This window comes from Catellatospora sp. IY07-71, assembly GCF_018326265.1.
GTDB lineage: Bacteria > Actinomycetota > Actinomycetes > Mycobacteriales > Micromonosporaceae > Catellatospora.
The window spans coordinates 2,737,975-2,756,118 of the sequence record NZ_AP023360.1; the positions used below are offsets into that span (position 1 = coordinate 2,737,975).

16 protein-coding genes are annotated in these 18,144 nt (G+C 72.3%); 11 read left to right on the forward strand and 5 right to left on the reverse strand.

Annotation, left to right across the window (positions count from 1 at the left end; translation table 11 throughout):
* Window positions 1–71: 71 nt before the first annotated feature.
* From recA to rny, 3 genes are all read left to right on the forward strand, one after another.
* Complete coding sequence (recA, locus tag CS0771_RS12390; RefSeq protein ID WP_203742242.1) at window positions 72–1,121, forward strand: recombinase RecA; 1,050 nt, start codon at window positions 72–74, stop codon at window positions 1,119–1,121.
* A 203-nt stretch (window positions 1,122–1,324) separates the two neighbouring features.
* Window positions 1,325–1,834, forward strand: a complete 510-nt coding sequence (locus CS0771_RS12395) for a regulatory protein RecX (protein ID WP_371821572.1) — start codon at window positions 1,325–1,327, stop codon at window positions 1,832–1,834.
* A gap of 838 nt (window positions 1,835–2,672) precedes the next feature.
* On the forward strand, window positions 2,673–4,529 hold the full coding sequence (rny, locus tag CS0771_RS12400) for a ribonuclease Y (RefSeq protein WP_212841106.1): 1,857 nt from the start codon (window positions 2,673–2,675) through the stop codon (window positions 4,527–4,529).
* Between the two features lie 110 nt (window positions 4,530–4,639).
* On the opposite strand, the gene CS0771_RS12405 is transcribed toward rny, so the two are convergent.
* The 4 genes from CS0771_RS12405 to CS0771_RS12420 all read right to left on the reverse strand — a co-directional run bounded on the left by CS0771_RS12405 (window position 4,640) and on the right by CS0771_RS12420 (window position 8,039).
* A complete protein-coding gene (locus CS0771_RS12405) occupies window positions 4,640–5,554 on the reverse strand; it encodes an amino acid ABC transporter permease (RefSeq protein ID WP_212841107.1) in 915 nt (304 codons plus the stop codon).
* A 43-nt stretch (window positions 5,555–5,597) separates the two neighbouring features.
* Window positions 5,598–6,272, reverse strand: coding sequence for an amino acid ABC transporter permease (locus CS0771_RS12410; protein ID WP_212841108.1), 675 nt, complete (start codon window positions 6,270–6,272; stop codon window positions 5,598–5,600).
* A gap of 78 nt (window positions 6,273–6,350) precedes the next feature.
* A complete protein-coding gene (locus CS0771_RS12415) occupies window positions 6,351–7,211 on the reverse strand; it encodes a glutamate ABC transporter substrate-binding protein (protein ID WP_212841109.1) in 861 nt (286 codons plus the stop codon).
* A gap of 84 nt (window positions 7,212–7,295) precedes the next feature.
* Entirely contained in the window at window positions 7,296–8,039 is a 744-nt protein-coding gene (locus CS0771_RS12420) for an amino acid ABC transporter ATP-binding protein (protein WP_212841110.1), read from the reverse strand.
* 146 nt (window positions 8,040–8,185) lie between these two features.
* Here CS0771_RS12420 and miaB point away from each other — a divergent pair, with 146 nt between their 5' ends.
* The 7 genes from miaB to CS0771_RS12460 all read left to right on the forward strand — a co-directional run bounded on the left by miaB (window position 8,186) and on the right by CS0771_RS12460 (window position 17,256).
* Window positions 8,186–9,715, forward strand: coding sequence for a tRNA (N6-isopentenyl adenosine(37)-C2)-methylthiotransferase MiaB (gene miaB, locus CS0771_RS12425; protein ID WP_212841111.1), 1,530 nt, complete (start codon window positions 8,186–8,188; stop codon window positions 9,713–9,715).
* A 211-nt stretch (window positions 9,716–9,926) separates the two neighbouring features.
* Window positions 9,927–11,060 carry an inositol-3-phosphate synthase gene (locus CS0771_RS12430; protein ID WP_212841112.1) on the forward strand — a complete coding sequence of 378 codons (1,134 nt, stop codon included), beginning with the start codon at window positions 9,927–9,929 and terminating at the stop codon, window positions 11,058–11,060.
* Window positions 11,061–11,419: 359 nt separating this feature from the next.
* Window positions 11,420–12,322, forward strand: coding sequence for an SCO3242 family prenyltransferase (locus CS0771_RS12435; RefSeq protein WP_244871345.1), 903 nt, complete (start codon window positions 11,420–11,422; stop codon window positions 12,320–12,322).
* Entirely contained in the window at window positions 12,319–13,815 is a 1,497-nt protein-coding gene (locus tag CS0771_RS39610; RefSeq protein ID WP_371821389.1) for an EboA domain-containing protein, read from the forward strand. Before CS0771_RS12435 ends, CS0771_RS39610 begins: the two co-directional genes overlap by 4 nt.
* Window positions 13,815–14,666: a TatD family hydrolase gene (locus CS0771_RS12450; RefSeq protein ID WP_212841113.1), complete on the forward strand. Its 852-nt coding sequence runs from the start codon at window positions 13,815–13,817 to the stop codon at window positions 14,664–14,666. The genes CS0771_RS39610 and CS0771_RS12450 overlap by 1 nt, the downstream gene beginning before the upstream one ends.
* Entirely contained in the window at window positions 14,666–15,883 is a 1,218-nt protein-coding gene (eboE, locus tag CS0771_RS12455) for a metabolite traffic protein EboE (RefSeq protein WP_212841114.1), read from the forward strand. The genes CS0771_RS12450 and eboE overlap by 1 nt, the downstream gene beginning before the upstream one ends.
* Window positions 15,871–17,256 (forward strand): alkaline phosphatase family protein, encoded by a 1,386-nt coding sequence (locus CS0771_RS12460; RefSeq protein ID WP_256442804.1) that lies wholly within the window; start codon window positions 15,871–15,873, stop codon window positions 17,254–17,256. Before eboE ends, CS0771_RS12460 begins: the two co-directional genes overlap by 13 nt.
* 284 nt (window positions 17,257–17,540) lie before the next feature.
* On the opposite strand, the gene CS0771_RS39615 is transcribed toward CS0771_RS12460, so the two are convergent.
* The gene (locus CS0771_RS39615) at window positions 17,541–17,918 is read right to left on the reverse strand and encodes a cellulose binding domain-containing protein (protein WP_371821573.1); all 378 of its coding nucleotides are present in this window, start codon (window positions 17,916–17,918) and stop codon (window positions 17,541–17,543) included.
* Here CS0771_RS39615 and CS0771_RS39620 point away from each other — a divergent pair.
* Window positions 17,824–18,141 carry a hypothetical protein gene (locus CS0771_RS39620; protein ID WP_371821575.1) on the forward strand — a complete coding sequence of 106 codons (318 nt, stop codon included), beginning with the start codon at window positions 17,824–17,826 and terminating at the stop codon, window positions 18,139–18,141. The genes CS0771_RS39615 and CS0771_RS39620 overlap by 95 nt on opposite strands.
* Window positions 18,142–18,144: the final 3 nt, after the last annotated feature.

Consider the following 18,144-nt stretch of genomic DNA (forward strand, 5'->3'; position numbering starts at 1 on the left):
AGCGTGTCCGCGTGACGAAGAAGGCTGCGAAGTCGGCGACTGACAGTGCCCTAAAAGAGGTGGCGACGAAGATGGCGACCAACCCCGATAAGACCAAGGCCCTCGATCTGGCGCTCGCCCAGATCGACAAGCAGTTCGGCAAGGGCTCGGTGATGCGCCTCGGCGAGCGCCCGGTGCAGCAGATGGCGATCATCCCGACCGGCTCCATCGCGCTCGACGTGGCGCTGGGCATCGGCGGTCTGCCGCGCGGCCGCATCGTCGAGATCTACGGCCCCGAGTCCAGCGGCAAGACCTCGCTGGCCCTGCACGCGATCGCGAACGTGCAGCGCAACGGCGGCATCGCCGCGATCGTCGACGCCGAGCACGCCCTCGACCCGGAGTACGCGCGGGCCCTCGGCGTGGACACCGACGCCCTGCTGGTCTCCCAGCCGGACACCGGTGAGCAGGCGCTGGAGATCGCCGACATGCTGGTGCGTTCCGGCGCGCTGGACCTCATCGTGATCGACTCGGTGGCGGCGCTGGTGCCCCGCGCCGAGATCGAGGGTGAGATGGGCGACAGCCACGTCGGTCTGCAGGCCCGCCTCATGAGCCAGGCGCTGCGCAAGATGACCGGTGGTCTGAGCAGCTCCAACACCACCGCGATCTTCATCAACCAGCTGCGCGAGAAGATCGGTGTGATGTTCGGCAGCCCCGAGACCACCACCGGTGGCAAGGCGCTGAAGTTCTACGCCTCGGTGCGCCTGGACATCCGCCGCATCGAGAGCCTCAAGGACGGCACCGAGGTCGTCGGCAACCGGACCCGCGTCAAGGTGGTCAAGAACAAGGTCGCCTCGCCGTTCAAGCAGGCCGAGTTCGACATCATGTACGGCAAGGGCATCTCGCGTGAGGGTTCGCTGATCGACGTCGGCGTCGAGCAGAACATCATCCGCAAGGCCGGCGCCTGGTACACGTACGAGGGCGACCAGCTAGGCCAGGGCAAGGAGAAGGCGCGCGAGTTCCTCAAGGAGAACCCGGACGTCGCCGCCGAGATCGAGAAGAAGATCCTGGAGAAGCTGGGCGTGGGCCAGTCGACGGCCGGCGACGCGGCCGGCGGCCCGGCGCTGCCCCCGGTGGACTTCTGATCGGCCTGCCCGAGAGCTGACCGATGGCGGGACGACGGCGCGGTGCGCGCACCGGCCGGGGATGGGACGCGAAGCCGCCCGCCCCGGCCCGGTCCGCGCGCCCCGGCCACGACCCGGACGGCCTGCCCGCCGACGGCCTCGGCGACGCCGAGCCGCGCACGCGGCGGGCCGAGCGGGAACAGGCCGCGAAGGACCCTTACGAGCTGGCGCGGGAGATCTGCCTGCGCCAGCTCGCCGTGCGCCCGCGGACCCGGGCGGAGCTGGCGGCGGCGCTGGCCAAGCGGGACGTGGCGGCCGAGGTCGCCGAGACGGTGCTGGACCGGTATGACGAGGTCGGCATCATCGACGACGCGGCCTTCGCGCGGGCCTGGGTGTCCAGCCGCCATCACGGCCGAGGGCTGGCGTCCCGGGCGCTGAGCCAGGAGCTGCGCCGCAAGGGCGTCGACCAGGAGGTCGTCACCGAGGCGCTGGCCGAGCTGGACGACGAGACCCAGGAGCAGACCGCGTACGAGCTGGCCGTGCGCAAGCTGCGGACCACCCGCGGGGAGCCCGACGCCGTTTTCCGGCGGGTGGTCGGGGCGCTGGCGCGCAAGGGCTACCCGGGCGGGGTGGCGGTGCGCGCGGTGAAGGCCGCGCTGGCGGCCCGCAGTGCCGAGGACGCGGAGCTCGCCGAGCTGATCGACCCGGACACGTTCGACCTCCCGGACCAGTGAAGTTCGACACCCGCGCCGGAGAGGTGCGGGTGTACCTCCTGTGCGCCGCCGCGGTCCGGGTGGGGTGCGCGCTGGCACGTCGCCGCCGGTGCCAGCCGGGGTGGTTGCCGGTGCGATGATCGCGAGTTGGTGTCGAAATGTGGGCTCCAGCCAGGGGTTTCGACACGAAACGGCGATCTTGAGCGGCGTGGCTCGCCGCCGGACCGGGACGGTGTGGACGAAGATCGCGGTCTCGTGTCGAAAAGCAGCGTCTGACCGCAGGTTTCGACACGAGATAGCGATCTTGGCTCGGAGCAGCCCCCGGTGGGACCGGGGCGGGGCCGGGTGGGGTGGCCTGGGTGGGGCTGGGAGTCGGGTTGGCGACACGCCGGGGGTGGGGGAGTGTCTTCGGGTGTGTCACGGTTCGGCAACGGTGGTACGCCGGACAACCGGACACAATGGGCGATGCGTCCTTCTTGGTGTCCGATCATGAGTTCTTGACCGGACCGCCATCGGGCACCTAGCCTCGCAGGAGAGGTATCACCGACCAGTACGTGTTAAACCACACAACATAGAACGTGTAACAGTACGACAACAGTTTTGCCTGGTGAGGACACGCGCAGCCGCCGTACCCCTGCGGCTGCTTACATGTAGTCGCAGCTCAGGGCCGTTGTAGCGGTTCGAGGGTGATGGTGCGCAGGCGCACCCGGCCGATTCCGGCAGGGTGGGCCGATCCGTGCCGTGCGCGTCGTGTGCGGGTCCACGCACCTGGTCGGTCTGCCTCCGCGCCGGCACCACCGTGTCGGCGGATCGGAAGCGTCAGGAGGCAGGCCATGAGCGAGTACGACGGGCGAACGGCATGACCCCGATGGAAGGGGCGCTGCTCGCGGCGATCATCGTCCTCGCCCTCCTGGTCGCGGGGATGCTGGCGCTGGGCGTACGGCTGATGCGCCGCCTGAGCGCCCCCACCGCACCGACCGGCCTGCCGCTGAGTGTGATCGTCGACGACCCGGAGGCGGTGGCCGAGCGCGAGCGCCAGCGCCAGACCCTCACCGAGCTGCAGAACTCCGTCTCCGACGCGCAGGCCGCGCTGGAGAACGAGCGCCGTTCCGTGGCGTCGGCCCGCGCCGAGGCGACCGCCGTACGAGCCGAGAACGCCGCGGCCAAGGCCGAGGTCGCCACGGCCCGCGCCGAGGCGCAGCGGGTGCTGGACGGGGCGCACGCCGAGGCCGACACCGTGCTGCAGCGGGCGCACCGCCAGGCGGAGGAGGACGCCGAGCAGGTCCGGGCCACCGCCCGGCGCACCGGCGAACGCGAGATCGCGATGCTCACCTCCACCGCCAAGGAGCAGGCCGCCGAGGCCGAGCGCCGGCTGCAGCGGCTGGACGAGCGGGAGCGGCTGCACACGGCCGAGGCCGAGCGGCTGGCCGAGCGGGAGCGCCAGCACGTCGAGGAGGCCGAGCGCCTCGCCGAGCGGGACCGGCGCATCGCCGCGGCCCAGGCCGAGCTGGCCAAGTGGGAGGCGGCTCTGCAGGCCAAGGAGCAGGAGCTGGCCCAGGCCCAGGAGCAGCGCCGCAAGGAGCTGGAACGGGTCGCCGGGCTGACCGCGGACGCGGCCAAGCACGAGCTGGTGGAGAGCATCGAGGTGCAGGCCAAGCGCGAGGCGGCGCTGCTGGTCCGCGACATCGAGAACGACGCCCGCGCCACCGGCGAGCAGCGGGCCCGGCACATCGTGGTCGACGCGATCCAGCGGGTGGCCAGCGAGCAGACCGCCGAGAGCGTGGTCAGCGTGCTGCACCTGCCCAGCGACGAGATGAAGGGCCGGATCATCGGCCGCGAGGGCCGCAACATCCGGGCCTTCGAGACGGTCACCGGGGTCAACCTGATCATCGACGACACCCCCGAGGCGGTGCTGCTGAGCTGCTTCGACCCGGTGCGCCGGGAGGTCGGCCGGCTCACCCTGGAGAAGCTGGTGCTCGACGGGCGGATCCACCCGCACCGCATCGAGGAGGTCTACGACGTCGCCCGGTTCGAGGTGGAGCGGATGTGCCAGCGCGCTGCGGAGGACGCGCTGGTCGAGGTCGGCATCACCGACATCCACCCGGAGCTGGTGACCCTGCTGGGCCGGCTGCGCTACCGGACGTCGTACGGGCAGAACGTGCTCAAGCACCTGGTGGAGACCGCGCACATCGCGGGGATCATGGCGTCGGAGCTGAAGCTGGACCCGGATCTGATCAAGCGCTCGGCGTTCCTGCACGACATCGGCAAGGCGCTCACCCACGAGGTGGAGGGTTCGCACGCGCTCATCGGCGCGGACGTGGCCCGCCGCTTCGGCGAGAGCGACGAGGTGGTGCACGCGATCGAGGCGCACCACAACGAGGTGCAGCCGCAGACCATCGAGGCGGTGCTCACCCAGGCGTCGGACGCCTGCTCGGGCGGGCGGCCGGGGGCGCGGCGGGAGTCGCTGGAGGCGTACGTCAAGCGGCTGGAGCGCATCGAGGAGATCGCCGGGGCCAAGAGCGGCGTGGACAAGGTGTTCGCGATGCAGGCCGGCCGGGAGATCCGGGTGATGGTGCGCCCGGAGGAGGTCGACGAGATCGGGGCCGCGGTGCTGGCCCGGGACGTGGCCAAGCAGATCGAGGAGGAGCTGACCTACCCCGGCCAGATCCGCATCACGGTCGTCCGCGAGTCCCGCACCACCGAGATCGCCCGCTGAGTCCTCCCCCAAAAGGGGAAGATCGCTGTCTCGTGTCAAAACCTAAGGTCTGGCCTGAGGTTCTGACACGAGACAGCGATCTCCAAACAGCCGGCCGAAGGCCGACCAGCTCACGGGTTGGCGCCAACGCCGGGCCCGGCGCGCATCTGCTGCACCGCGACGTCCTCCAGCGCCGTCTTCACCGCGGCGTTGCTCAGCCCGCGCCGGTCGGCCCGGAGCTTGAGCAGGTGGGCGATCAGGGTGAGAGTCCCGTTGATCACGATGTAGATCGCGGCGAGCACCATGAACGTCGGCACCACGTTGGTGAACACCGCGTAGCTCTTGCTGCCCTCCAGCATCAGCTCCGGGTAGGCGACGATGTAGCCGAGAGCGGTGTCCTTCAGCACGACCACGAGCTGGCTGACGATCACCGGCAGCATGCTGCGCGCCGCCTGCGGCACCAGGATCATCCGCATGACCTGCGATTTCACCATGCCCAGGCTGTAGGCGGCCTCGGACTGGCCCTTCGGCACGGCCTGGATGCCCGCCCGGAACGCCTCGGCCAGTACCGACCCGTTGTAGAAGGTCAGGCCGATGACGACCGACCAGAACGGCTCCACGTAGGTGCCGAAGACCCAGAATCCGCCGAACGACAGGAAGAAGATCATCAGCAGCACCGGCACGGCACGGAAGAACTCGACGACGACCCCGGCGGGCACCCGGACCCAGCGGTGCTCCGACAGCCGGGCGGCGCTGAACAACAGGCCGAAGGCGAGCGCGAACACCATCGCCGTGGCGGCGGCCTGCAGCGTGGCGAGCAGGCCGGGCAGCGCGTAGTCGGTCCAGAAGTTCACCGGGACGCCGTTGACGACGACGGTCTCGACGAACGGCTGCCACTTCTGCCAGGTCCACTGCTCGGTGCTGTCGAACGCGCGGTAGATGCCGTACAGGCCGGCCAGCAGCAGCACCGCGAAGACGACGCTGAGCACCCGGTTGCGCGCGCGGGCGCGGGGGCCGGGGTGGTCGTAGAGGACGCTGGCGCTCATCGGGCCTCCAACCAGGCGGGGCGGGACGGGGTGGGGGTGCTGCTCATCGGCGCACCATCAGGCGGTTGGCCAGCACGGTGAAGCCGTAGCCGACCGGCACGAGCAGGGCCACGAAGGTCAGCGCGAACACCATGAAGATCGCGATGGTCTGGTCGCCGCGCGCCTCGATCAGGGACTTCATCGCGTTGGACGCCTCGGCTACGCCGATGACCCCGGCGATGGTGGCGTTCTTGGTGAGCGCGATCAGGATGCTGCCCAGCGGGGCGACCACCGAGCGCATGGCCTGGGGCAGGATGATCAGGCGCAGGTTCTGGCTGAAGGTGAGCCCGAGCGCGCGCGCCGCCTCGGCCTGGCCCAGCGGCACGGTGTTGATGCCGGAGCGGATCGCCTCGCACACGAACGCGGCGGTGTACGCCGACAGGCCGGTGACCCCCAGCCAGTAGTTGTTGACGTGGATGTCCTCGGAGAACTCCACCCCCACCGCGCTGTAGAGCCCGAAGTAGCAGAACAGGATGACCAGCGTCAGCGGGGTGTTGCGGAACAGGTGCACCCAGCCCGCGCCGAAGCTGCGCAGCACCGGCACCGGCGACACCCGGCACGCCGCCAGCAGCAGGCCCAGCACCAGCGCGAGCAGCGACGAGGCGGCGGTCAGCTTCAGGATCATCAGGAAGCCGTCGATGTACAGCTGCAGGTTCGCCGGATCGGAGAAGACGTCCATCCTCGCCCTTCAGAAGACTCGGTAGTCAAGAAAGCGGGTGGGACGGGCGGCGTGTGCGCCCGTCCCACCCGCCGATGATCACGCGGGGCAGTTGGTCAGCGCGCTGGTGTCCAGGGTCGGCGCCGGGGTGCCGCTCTTGCCGAGCGTGGCGTCCCAGGCCGCCTTGTACGAACCGTCGGCGACCGCCGCCTTCAGGATCTCGTTGATCTTGTTGCAGCCGGCCTTGTCCTCGAGCTTCAGGCCGATGCCGTAGGGCTCCTTCGAGAACGGCTTGCCGACCACCTTGAACTTGCCCGCGTACTGCGCCTGCGAGGCGTAGCCGGCGAGGATGATGTCGTCGGTGGTCACCGCGTCGACGGTGCCGTTGGCCAGCGCCTCGACGCACTTGGAGTACGCGTCGAACTCCTGCAGCTGCGCCTTCGGGAACTGCTCCTTGATCCGCTTGGCCGGGGTGGAGCCCGCCACCGAGCAGACCTTCTTGCCGTCCAGACCCTCCGGGCCGGTGATGGTGGAGGCCGTCGGCACCAGCAGGTCCTGGCCCGCGGTGTAGTACGGGCCGGCGAAGTTGACCTTCTTCTTCCGGTCGTCGTTGATGGTGTACGTGGCCACCACGATGTCCACCTGGCCGGACTGGATGAACGGCTCACGGTTGGCCGACACCGTCGTCACGTAGGTGTTCTTCGCCGGGTCGCCGCCGAGGCCCTTCGCGATGATCTTCGCGATCTCGACGTCGAAGCCCTCGTAGGTGCTGCCGGTCTGCAGGCCGAGGCCGGGCTGGTCCGCCTTCACGCCGAACTTCAGCGTGCCGGCGGTCGCCTTGCCGACCAGCGGGCTCTCGCCCGACGGGGTGCCCGGGGTCTCGCTCTCGCTGCCGCACGCGGCGACGCCGAGCGCGAGCACGGCCACGGCCGCGACGGCGGCCAGACGCTTCATACGCATGGAAATAGTCCCTCCCTCATCAGCCCGGCCCCACGGTCAGCGGCGCCGGAGTTCACAGCCGCCGTCGGTCACGACGACGGAGTCTCAGTGCTGCAGGACCTTCGACAGGAAGTCCCGCGCCCGCTCGCTCCTGGGGTTGCCGAAGAACTCGGCGGGCGGCGCCTGCTCGACGAGCTGGCCGTCGGCCATGAAGGCGACCCGGTCGGCCGCGGCGCGGGCGAAGCCCATCTCGTGGGTCACCACGATCATGGTCATGCCCTCCTTGGCCAGCGAGGTCATCACGTCCAGCACCTCACCGACCATCTCCGGGTCCAGCGCGCTGGTCGGCTCGTCGAAGAGCATCGCCTTGGGCTGCATCGCCAGCGCGCGGGCGATCGCGGCCCGCTGCTGCTGGCCGCCGGACAGCTGCACCGGCAGCTTGTCGGCCTGGCTCGCGATGCCCACCCGGTCGAGCAGGGACAGCGCGCGCTCGCGGGCCACCGCCTTGCTCTCCTTGCGCACCTTGACCGGCCCGAGCATCACGTTCTCGAGGATGCTCATGTGCGCGAACAGGTTGAACGACTGGAAGACCATGCCCACCTCGCTGCGCAGCCGCGCCAGCGCGCGGCCCTCGGCGGGGAGCTCCTTGCCGTCGAAGCGGATGGAGCCCGAGTTGATCGTCTCCAGCCGGTTGATCGCGCGGCACAGGGTGGACTTGCCGGAGCCGGACGGGCCGATCACCACGACCACCTCGCCCCGGTCGACGGTGAGACTCACGTCGCGCAGCACGTGCAGGTCTCCGAACCACTTGTTCACCGCGTCCAGCACAATGAGCGGTTCGTGGGACATGCCACCGTCCTTTCGGCGTCCGTACATCGTCGTCTCAGTGACCTTAGAACGGCCGGCACGACGGGCAGGCTGCTGGATGGTCACGAGCGGGTAACTCTCCCGGATTCCCTACCCGCCGGGGCCACCGGATACCCTGGTCGGTTGAGATGACTACCCAGCCTGAAACCCAGCTCACGCCCGCCCGCACCTACGAGGTGCGCACGTACGGGTGCCAGATGAACGTGCACGACTCCGAGCGCATCTCGGGCCTGCTCGACGGCGCGGGCTACGTCCGGCTGGACCCCGCCGCCGAGCCCGGCCGCACCCCCGACGTGGTGGTCTTCAACACCTGTGCGGTACGCGAGAACGCCGACAACCGCCTCTACGGCAACCTCGGCCACCTGCGCCCGGTGAAGGACAAGCACCCGGGGATGCAGATCGCCGTGGGCGGCTGCCTCGCGCAGAAGGACCAGGGCGAGATCGTCAAGAAGGCGCCCTGGGTCGACGTCGTGTTCGGCACCCACAACATCGGCTCGCTGCCGGTGCTGCTGGAGCGCGCCCGGCACAACGAGCAGGCGCAGGTCGAGCTGCTGGAGTCGCTGGAGGTGTTCCCCTCCACGCTGCCGACCCGGCGCGAGTCGACCTACTCCGGCTGGGTGTCCATCTCGGTGGGCTGCAACAACACCTGCACCTTCTGCATCGTGCCCAGCCTGCGCGGCAAGGAGAAGGACCGCCGCCCCGGCGACGTGCTCGCCGAGGTCGAGGCGCTGGTCGCCGAGGGCGTGCTGGAGGTGACGCTGCTCGGCCAGAACGTCAACACGTACGGCGTCGAGTTCGGTGACCGGCTCGCGTTCGGCAAGCTGCTGCGGGCCACCGGGCAGCTGCGGGAGAAGGGCCTGGAGCGGGTGCGCTTCACCAGCCCGCACCCGGCCGCGTTCACCGACGACGTGATCGAGGCGATGGCCGAGACCGAGAACGTCTGCCACCAGCTGCACATGCCGCTGCAGTCGGGCTCCGACGCGGTGCTGCGGGCGATGAAGCGCTCGTACCGGTCCGACCGGTACCTGTCGATCATCGAGAACGTGCGGGCGGCCATGCCGGATGCGGCGATCACCACGGACATCATCGTCGGCTTCCCCGGCGAGACCGACGCGGACTTCGAGGAGACGCTGCGGGTGGTGCGCGAGTCGCGGTTCGCGAGCGCGTTCACCTTCCAGTACTCGATCCGCCCCGGCACGCCCGCCGCCACGATGGCCGACCAGGTGCCCAAGGCGGTGGTGCAGGAGCGGTACGACCGGCTCATCGCCACCCTGGAGGAGATCACCTGGGCGGAGAACAAGAAGCAGGTCGGCCGCGAGGTCGAGGTGCTGGTCGCCGTCGGCGAGGGCCGCAAGGACCAGGCCACCGGGCGGATGTCCGGCCGGGCCCGCGACGGCCGGCTGGTGCACTTCGCGGTCTCGCCGGAGCAGGCCGCGACGGTCCGTCCCGGCGACATCGTGCACACGGTCGTCAGCTACGCCGCCCCGCACCACCTGAACTGCGACGGCGCCCTGGTCTCCCACCGCCGCACCCGCGCCGGCGACGCCTACGAGGCCGGCCGCGCGGTCCGCACCTCCGGCGTCCTCCTCGGCCTGCCCACCATCGGCAAGCCCCCCACCCAGCCCGCCCCGACCGGCGGCGCCTGCGCCACCTGCTAACCCCTAGATCATCTGACTTGCCTGGCAAACGGGCGTATCTTGACGCCGCATTCGCCCACTTGCCAGGCAAGTCGAGCGATCTTGGGCTGGCGGACACGCGCGGCTGAGCTGCGTAGACATTTCGCAAACGGACATTAGGTTTGAATCCCGGTATTGTTGGCGAAATCAAGTAATCTGTCTTGGTTTCTCCTCCATCTCCCCGGGAGACCACATGCGAACTGGTGTTTGGCTGGTCGGAGGGCGGGGGTCGGTCGCCGTCACCAGCATGGCCGGAGCCGTCGCGCTACGCGCGGGGCTCGCCGAGCCCACCGGATGTGTCACGGAACTGCCGCAGCTGCACAGCCCAGCCCTGCCCGGCCTGGGCGACCTCGTCTTCGGCGGGCACGACGTGACGGCGACGCCGCTGCCCAAGCGGGCCGAGGCGCTCGCCGACGCCGGGGTGCTGCCCGGCCGCCTGGTCACCGCGGTGCAGCCGGACCTGGCCGCGCTCGACGCCGAGGTGCGCCCCGCACCCCGCGGCGCGACGCAGGCCGAGACCGCCGCGCTGATCGCCGCCGACCTCGACGACTTCCGCCGCCGGCACGAGCTGGGCCGGGTCGTCATGATGAACGTGGCCTCCACCGAGGCCGCCGCCGCGCCGCACGAGGCGCACGCCGCGCTCGACCTGCTGCACAAGGCCCTGCGCGGTGACACGGCCGTGCTGCCGCCCAGCTCGCTGTACGCGTACGCGGCGTTCACGGCGGGCTGCTCGTACGTCGACTTCACCCCGTCCACCGGGGCGCGGCTGCCCGCGCTGGCGCAGCTGGCCTACGAGCGCGGGGTGCCGTACGCCGGGCACGACGGCAAGACGGGGGAGACCCTGGTCAAGTCGGTGCTCGCGCCGATGTTCGCGATGCGCAACCTGCACGTGCGCAGCTGGTCCGGGGCGAACCTGCTCGGCGGCGGCGACGGCGCCAACCTGGCCCAGCCCGCGCCGAACGCGGCCAAGGCGGCCAGCAAGCAGCGGGTGCTCGCCGAGACGCTGGGCTACCAGCCGCAGGGCGACACGCGCATCGAGTACGTCGCCGACCTGGGCGAGTTCAAGACCGCTTGGGACCTGGTCACCTTCACCGGGTTCCTGGGCACGCCGATGCGGCTCGACTTCACCTGGCACGGCTGCGACTCGGCGCTGGCCGCGCCGCTGATCCTGGACCTGGTCCGGCTCACCGCCGCCGCGCACCGGGCCGGGCGCACCGGGCCGCTGCCCGAGCTGGCGTTCTTCTTCAAGGACCCGCTGGGCGACGTCCCGCACGGCCTCGCCGCGCAGTGGGACGCCCTGGTCGGCCTGGTGGAGGGCCTCGCGTGAGCGCCGTGCCCGAGGCGGGACGCCCGCCGTCCGCCCGCGCCCGGCGCGTGGCCGAGGGCCAGCGCGTCCCCGCCCGCCCCGGCAACCGCCACCAGGCCGCCGCCCGCCACGCCGCCGCCCAGGCACCCCGAGCCGTCACCCACCCCGGCGACCGGCCCCCGTCCCCAGCCCCCACGCACCCGGCGCCGACAGGCCGAGCGCATGCCCTGCCGCACCACAGTTTCGGCTCGAACCCGGCGATGGCCGCAGTTTCCCCGAAACCGCAACCCGGCGCGGGCAACGCGGGTCGGGAGCGGGGCACGGGCGCGACTGTAGATCTTGTGCAGTCGGTGTCGTCAGAGCAGCACGAAGTGCACAAGATCTCCCGGCGGGGCGGTGCGGAGCGCCGGGCGGCGGGGTGGAAGGGCACGTTGCGGGCGGTGGCTGAGCTGGTCAGGGCGCCGGCGGCGCTGTCGGTGCCGGGGGACGTGATCGCGGGGGCCGCGGCGGCGGGGACGCTTGATCGGCGTACCCCCGGATTGGCGGCGGCGTCGGTCTGTCTTTACTGGGCCGGGATGGCGGCCAACGACTGGGCTGATCGGGAGCTGGACGCGGTGGAGCGGCCGGAGCGGCCGATCCCGAGCGGGCGGATCTCGCCCCGGGCCGCGCTGGGTCTCGCGGCTGGGCTGACGGCCGCGGGGGTGGGGCTGGCCGCGTGGACGGGCGGGCGCCGTGGCCTGGCGACGGCCGTGCCGCTGGCCGCCATGGTGTGGGCGTACGACGTCAAGGCGAAGAACACCGCCGCCGGTCCCGCCGCGATGGCCGCCTGCCGAGGGCTGGACGTGCTGCTCGGCGCGTCGTCCGGGCGGGTCGCGAAGGCGGTGCCCGCGGCGCTGACCGTCGCCGCGCACACCTACACGGTGACGGAGCTGTCGCGGCGGGAGGTGTCGGGCGCGGACGCCCGGCTGCCGCTGGCGACGCTGACCGGCACCGTCGCCGTCGCCGCGACCGCGGCCGGCCTGAGCACCCGCCGGGGCCCGCGCGCGTGGCTGCCCGCGGCCCTGGCGGGGTGGTACGTCTCGCACTACGGCCGGGCGCAGGCCCGCGCCGCCGCCGAGCCGAGCGCCGCGCGCGTGCGCGAAGCCGTCGGCTCGGGCATCACCGGCCTGCCCACGCTGCAGGGCACGCTGGCCGCCCGGCACGGGTCCGGCCTGGCCGGGCTCGCCCTCGCCGCCGCCGCGCCGCTGGCCCGGCGCCTGGTCCGGAGGATCTCCGCCACATGAACCTGCGTTTCGGGTACGGCACCAACGGCTTCGCCAACCACCGCCTCGGAGACGCGCTGGCCGTGCTCGCCGAACAGGGCTACGACGGCGTCGCGCTGACGCTGGACCACCACCACCTGGACCCGTATGCCCCCGGCCTGGCCCGCCGCGTGTCCGGACTGGCCACGCGGCTGATCGAGCTGGGGCTGTCCGTGGTCGTCGAGACGGGCGCCCGCTACCTGCTCGACCCGCGCCGCAAGCACGCGCCCACGCTGCTGCACGACGACCGCGAGGTGCGGCTCGACTTCCTGCTGCGCGCCGTGTCGATCGCGTCCGACCTGGGCGCGGAGGCGGTGTCCTGCTGGTCGGGGGTGCGCCCGCCGTCGGTCGACCCGCAGCTGGCCTGGGACCGGCTGGTCGACGGCTGCGCCCGGCTCACCGAGGCCGCGTCGAAGGCGGGTGTGCCGGTCGGCTTCGAGCCCGAGCCGGGCATGTTCGTGCCGGACCTGGCGGGCTGGCGCACGCTGCACCGGGCGCTGGGCATGCCGCGCGCGTTCGGGCTGACCCTGGACATCGGGCACTGCCGGTGCCTGGAGCCGGAGCCCATCCCGGACTGCATCGCGACCGCAGCGCCCTACCTGGTGAACGTGCAGATCGAGGACATGCGGCGCGGGGTGCACGAGCACCTGGAGTTCGGCGAGGGCGAGATCGACTTCCCGCCGGTGCTGCGGGCGCTGTCCGCGGCCGGCTACCGCGGGCTGATCGGGGTGGAGCTGCCGCGGCACTCGCACGCCGCGCCCGAGGTCGCCCGGCGCTCGCTGGCGTTCCTGCGTAAGGCCGCGGGGCAGCCGATCACGGCACCGGCCAGGACGGCCGCCGCGCCCGGACAGCGCCGCCCGAGCGGCACCGTGCCCGGACCCGACGTGCTGCGCGCCGCGCTGGCCTGCGTCGACGACGGCGGGTGGCTGGACGAGGCGCTGCGCCGGGTGGCCGCCGACCCGTCCGTGATCAGCCGGCTGTTCCCGGCCGCCGCGCGCCGCTGCGGGCGCGGGCCGGTCGGCGTGCCGGGCTGGACCGCCGACGAGGCCGCGCGGGCGGTGCTGCTGGCCACGCTGCCCGCCGAGCACACCGCCGCGCAGGCACGCGCGCTCTACCGGCACGGTGACGCCGCCGAGAAACGTGCCGTGCTGCGCGCCCTGCCGCTGCTGCCGCTCGGCCCGAGCGCCGTCGAGCTGCTGCACGACGCGATCCGCACCAACGACACCCGGCTGGTCGCCGCGGCGCTGGGCCCGTACGCCGTGCACCTGGACGCCGCCGCCTGGCGGCAGGCCGTGCTCAAGTGCGTGTTCATGGGCATCCCGCTGTCCGTGGTGGACGGGCTGGAACACCGGGCCGACGCCGAACTCGCCGCGATGCTCGCCGGGGTCGCCGACGAGCGCGACGCCGCCGGACGCCAACTGCCGGCCGACGCCGCCGCGCTGCTGGAACGCCTCACCGCCGAGAAGGGGATCTGATGCGCATCTTCGACCCGCACGTGCACATGACCTCGCGCACCACCGACGACTACGAGGCGATGGCCGCCGCCGGGGTGCGCGCCGTGGTGGAGCCGTCGTTCTGGCTGGGCCAGCCGCGCACCAGCCCCGGCTCGTTCGCCGACTACTTCGACGCGCTGATCGGGTGGGAGCCGTTCCGGGCCGGGCAGTTCGGCATCCGGCACTTCGCCACCATCGCGCTGAACCCGAAGGAGGCCAACGACCCGCGCTGCCGCGAGGTGCTGGAGCTGGTCCCGCGCTACCTGGACAAGGACGCCGTGGTCGCGGTCGGGGAGATCGGGTACGACGCGATGACCCCGCAGGAGGACGAGGCCTTCGCCGCGCAGCTCGGGCTGGCCGTCGAGTACGACCTGCCGGCGCTCGTGCACACCCCGCACCGGGACAAGCAGCGCGGCACCCAGCGCAGCCTGGACGTGGTGCGCGAGTCCGGCATCGAGCCGGGCCGGGTGGTCATCGACCACCTGAACGAGGTCACCGTGGAGCTGGTCCGCGACAGCGGCTGCTGGCTGGGGTTCTCGATCTATCCGGACACCAAGATGTCGCCGCCGCGCATGGTGGAGTTGCTGCGTAAGTACGGCTGCGAGCGCATGCTCGTGAACTCCGCCGCCGACTGGGGCCGCTCTGATCCGCTGCTCACACTGCGCACCGGCGAGGCGATGCTCGCCGCCGGGTTCAGCGAGGACGACGTGGACCGGGTGCTGTGGCGCAACCCGGTCGAGTTCTACGGCGCGTCCGGCAAGCTCGACCTGTCCGACGACGACGCGCCGGCCGGCGAGTTCGCCGGGAACTCGATCAAGCGCGGGGGCGCCTGATGCGGCTGGCACACCCCGACGGGCAGACGGTGCACCTGAGCTACTGCACCAACGTGCATCCCGCCGAGGACCTCGACGGCATCGTCGCGCAGCTCGGCGCGTACGGCAGCGCGATCCGGCAGCGGCTGGACGCCGACGTGCTGGGGCTCGGCCTGTGGCTGGCGGCCCCGGCCGCCTCGGCGCTGGCCGCCGAGCCGCACCTGCGCCGCCGCCTGCGCCGTGAGCTGGACCTGCGCGGGCTGGAGGTGGTCACGCTCAACGGCTTCCCGTACCAGTCCTTCCAGGCCGAGGTGGTCAAGCACGCGGTCTACCACCCGGACTGGACCACGCCGGAGCGGCTGCGCTACACCCTGGACCTGGCCCAGGTGCTGGCCGACCTGCTGCCCGACGACGCCGTACGCGGCTCCATCTCGACGCTGCCGCTGGCCTGGCGCGAGCCGTGGGGCCCGGACCAGGCCGGGGCCGCCCAGCGGGTGCTGGACGAGCTGGCCGACGGCCTGGCCGGGATCGCGGGCACCACCGGCCGCACCGTGCAGGTCGGCTTCGAGCCGGAGCCCGGCTGCGTGGTCGAGACGACCGAGCAGGCGGCGCGGCTGTGGGCCGGCATGGACGGCGACTGGCTCGGGGTATGCCTCGACCTGGCGCACCTGGCCTGTGCCTGGGAGGAGCCCGCCGAGGCGCTGTCCCGGCTCGCCAAGGCCGGGCTGCCGGTGGTGAAGGTGCAGGTGTCGGCCGCGCTGACGGCCGAGGACCCGGTCGCCGCCGAGGCGGCGCTGCGCGGCTACGACGAGCCGCGCTTCCTGCACCAGACCCGGGGCGCGCGCGGCGAGGCCGCCGACGACCTGGGCGAGGCGCTGGACCGGCTGCTGCCCCGGCCCCGCCGCACCCCACAGCCCTGGCGCGTGCACTACCACGTGCCGCTGCACGCCGAGCCCGCGCCGCCGCTGGGCAGCACCCTGCCCGAGCTGCGGGTCGCGCTGAAGGAGCTGTTCGGCGGCCCGGTCGCCGGGTGCGACCACGTGGACGTGGAGACGTACACCTGGCAGGTGCTGCCCCCGGCGCAGCGGCCCACCACGCCGGAGCAGCTCGCCGCCGGGATCGCCGCCGAGCTGGCGTTCGCCCGCGACGAGCTGGGCGCGCTGGGGCTGGCGCCGTGCCCGCCCGCCGCGCCGCTGGGCACCATAGCGCTGCAGGAGGTCCGCCCGTGGACGCCGTGACCCCGCTGGTCGTGCTGGACGTGGTCGGGCTGACCCCGCGCCTGCTGGAGCACATGCCCCGGCTGCGCGCGCTGGCCGGGTCCGGCTTCGCCGCCCCGCTGGGCACGGTGCTGCCCGCGGTGACCTGCTCGGCCCAGGCGACGCTGCTCACCGGGGCGCCCCCGGCCGAGCACGGCATCGTCGGCAACGGCTGGTACTTCCGCGACCTGGGCGAGGTGCTGCTCTGGCGGCAGCACCACGCGCTGGTCGGCGGGGAGAAGGTCTGGCAGGCGGCCCGCCGGGCGAAGCCCGGCTACACCGTGGCCAACATCTGCTGGTGGTACGCCATGGGCGCGGACGTGGACTGGACCGTCACGCCCCGGCCGGTGTACCGGGCGGACGGGCGCAAGGAGCCCGACTGCTACACCGACCCGCCGCAGCTGCACCGGGGCCTGTCCACCGAGCTGGGCACGTTCCCGCTGTTCCAGTTCTGGGGACCGGGCGCGGGGATCGCGTCCAGCCGCTGGATCGCGGGCGCCGCCCGCTACGTGATGCGGGTGCACGAGCCCGACCTGACCCTGGTCTACCTGCCCCACCTCGACTACGACCTGCAGCGCTTCGGCCCGTACGGCCCCGAGGCGGCGGCCGCCGCCCGGGAGCTGGACGGCGTGATCGGGCCGCTGCTCGACGACGCGGCGGCGCGCGGGGCGACCGTGGTGGCGCTGTCGGAGTACGGCATCACGCCCGTCCGCCGCCCCGTGGACGTCAACCGGGCGCTGCGTGCCGAAGGCCTGCTCCGGGTGCACACCCAGGCCGGGATGGAGTACCTCGACCCGTGGACGTCCCGGGCCTTCGCCGTCGCCGACCACCAGCTCGCGCACGTGTACGTGAAGGACCCGGCCGACCTGCGCATCGCCGCCAAGGTCTGCGCGAACCTGCCCGGCGTGGCCGAGGTGCTCGACGAGGCGGGCAAGGCCCGGCACGGCCTGGACCACCCGCGCTCCGGCGAGCTGGTGCTGGTCGCCGAGCCCGAGTCGTGGTTCACGTACTACTACTGGCTCGACGACGCGAAGGCCCCCGACTTCGCGCGCCTGGTGGAGATCCACCGCAAACCCGGCTACGACCCGGCGGAGCTGTTCTTCGACCCCGCCGCCCCGCTGGCCGCCAAACGCCGCGCCGCCACCGCCCTGCTCCGCAAGAAGCTCGGCATGCGCTACCTGATGAGCGTCGTCGGCCTCGACGCCGGCGCCCTGGCCGTCCGCGGCTCGCACGGCCGCCTGCCCGACCACCCCGCCGACGGCCCCCTGCTCATCTGCTCCGACCCCGCCGCCGCCCGCGGCTCCTTCGCCGCCACCGACGTCAAACCCCTCCTCCTCCGCCTCGCCGGCCTGTAAGGAAGGGCACCTTCTTATCGTTTTCCGTAGAGGAAGGGCACCTTCTTAACCTCTGCAGCTGGAGGACCTCGCCGGTCCGGCGCGACGTACGCGGCCGGACCGGCGAGCCTGGCACCCGCTCCGGCGGCTGCCGGTGGGATCGATGCAGGGGCGCCAGGTGCCCACATGACCGGACGCACCGGGCGGGAAACCCCTCCGGCGCGTCCGATGCGGACGGTCGCTTTGCTCTGCACACATATACGCGACAGCAGCCGGGTGCGTATATGTGTGCAGAGCAAAGGCGGTCAGGAGCAGACGGTGCCGTTGAGGCGTACGTTGCTCGGCGCGGGCGACGACGGCCCGGTCGCGGTGTACCCGATGGTCACCGAGCCGCTCGGGGCCAGCGAGGGGGCCCAGCTCGGCGCGGCCGCGGTGATCGTGGTGCCGCTCTGCGTCACCGTGGCGTTCCAGCCGCTGCTCAGCGTGACGCCGCTGGGCACGGTCCAGGTCGCGTTCCACGGGTTCAGCGCGCTCGTCCCGGTGTTGGTCACCTTGATCTCGGCCTGGTAGCCGCCCGGCCACGAGTTGATGATCGTGATCGTCCGCGTGCAGCCGCCACCCGGGTTCGGCGATGACGACGGCGAGATCGACGGGGACGGTGACGCCGACCGCGACGGCGACACCGACGGCGACGGCGAGGCCGAGCGCGACGGGGAGGGCGACAGCGTCAGCGACACCGTGGGCACCGGCGACGGGCTGCCCGACGGCGGGTTCAGGTACGGCTGGAGGATGTTGTACTTCGTCTGGTTGATCGAATACCAGTCGTCCAGCGCGATGCCGCCGGTGTCACCGGAGTTCGGGTTCCACGACCAGTACGTGAACGACAGCCCGTTCTCGCCGATGTAGCTC